Here is a 1,386-nt window from a genome sequence, read left to right as displayed (position 1 = left end):
CTCTGGGCATTCGGCAAAATATATCTATCATTACTAAAAAACATTTTAACACTCTTTGCCTTGTGCCTGTTGCCTTGTCCTTATGATAAAAAACTTAAATATAATTTTGCACTAATACTTAATACGAGTGTATCAATTTTTATGACCTGCTTACAAACACGATAGTCCTATGAAAAAAAATGTTTTATCCTTTCTATTAGTATACCTTGTCCAGACCGTCATCTTTGCACAATCTAAAATTGACTCCTCAAGCTATCCTGTTCAAATTTTTCAATTATTAACTAAGTACAATTGGGAGAAAAACTATGTGGATATGCAAGATGGGAGCATTTTGCAGGACCCAGCCGCCGAACGAAAAACAGTGATGTGCTTACTATTTAGAAAAAATGGCACGGGTTCTTTCATTCAGGGCGAGCAAGCCTCCTCGTTTCGTTTTCGCATTATCGACTCGCTGGTTACCATCAATGAAGCTATTTATAAAATTGACAAAATCAATGATTATGAAATCATCTTTAGTGTATATGCCAAAAACTTGGATGAAGACGAAAAGCTTAGATTTCACTATTTGGCCACAAAAGATACGCCTAGCGAAATTTATTTAAGAAAATTAATCAAACCCAATGTTGTTTTTGATTCTCCTAAAAAGGATACCGTATTTTTATTTAATCAAGAAGTTTATCCAAAATTTAGAGGCAATTCAGAATGGCTACGCAATGTATCCGACTTTGAACAGGCTTTTGAAGATACCTACGGGGTTTCTTACAATTATATTGAGGATGAGTTTTTAACACATTTACCCAAAAATATCAATACTCGCTTTGAGGTTTCATTTGATGTGACCACCAGAGGCTTGGTTGAAAATATTGTCATTACCTCAAGTACAAATCCTGAATATAATCCTTATTTAATTGCAGCGATACAAAACACCAACAGAAAATGGCTTCCTGCCAAATGGAAAGAAAAAAATTATAAGTCAAGAATCCAATATGCATTTCAAACAGAAAAGGAAGACCCCAAAAACATAGCCTACGACCCAGAGATTTATGACAATTTCTATAACCGAGCGATGGGGCTCATGGCTCGCAAAAAATATGATAAAGCTGTAGGCTTTCTTACAAAGTGTATCTTAATGACCGAAGACTCTATCGATGCGCTTTACAAACGAGCCGAATGCTACCAAGCGGCAGGTATCCTAAAATATGCTTGTATGGATTGGAGCTTCTTGTCTTCAAAAGGACTAAAACGAGCTGAGAAATTGTACTGGCAAAATTGTAAACCATAGGATTTTACCATTAAGAAATCCTAAATTCAATAAGCGCTACGTTTTTCCGACTTAAGTTATCGTGCAAAATTATATTTAAGTTTTGTGTTTTAGGCACAAGGCAA

General features: G+C 35.2%; 1 protein-coding gene. It reads left to right on the top strand.

The genetic code is table 11. The features are described from left to right. The first annotated feature begins 169 nt into the window (after positions 1 to 169). A complete protein-coding gene (locus ACOVQ4_RS14460; RefSeq protein ID WP_421821337.1) occupies positions 170 to 1,282 on the top strand; it encodes a hypothetical protein in 1,113 nt (370 codons plus the stop codon). Positions 1,283 to 1,386: the final 104 nt, after the last annotated feature.

It is taken from the genome of Flectobacillus sp., from assembly GCF_049240685.1.
Classification (GTDB): domain Bacteria; phylum Bacteroidota; class Bacteroidia; order Cytophagales; family Spirosomataceae; genus Flectobacillus.
The sequence above is the reverse complement of the archived record's forward strand: the minus strand, read 5'-3'. Positions and strand labels throughout refer to the sequence as shown.

Excerpts from the sequence above, each read along its gene's own strand:
- ACOVQ4_RS14460 (WP_421821337.1), top strand. The coding sequence starts at position 170 with ATGAAAAAAAATGTTTTATCCTTTCTATTAGTATACCTTGTCCAGACC.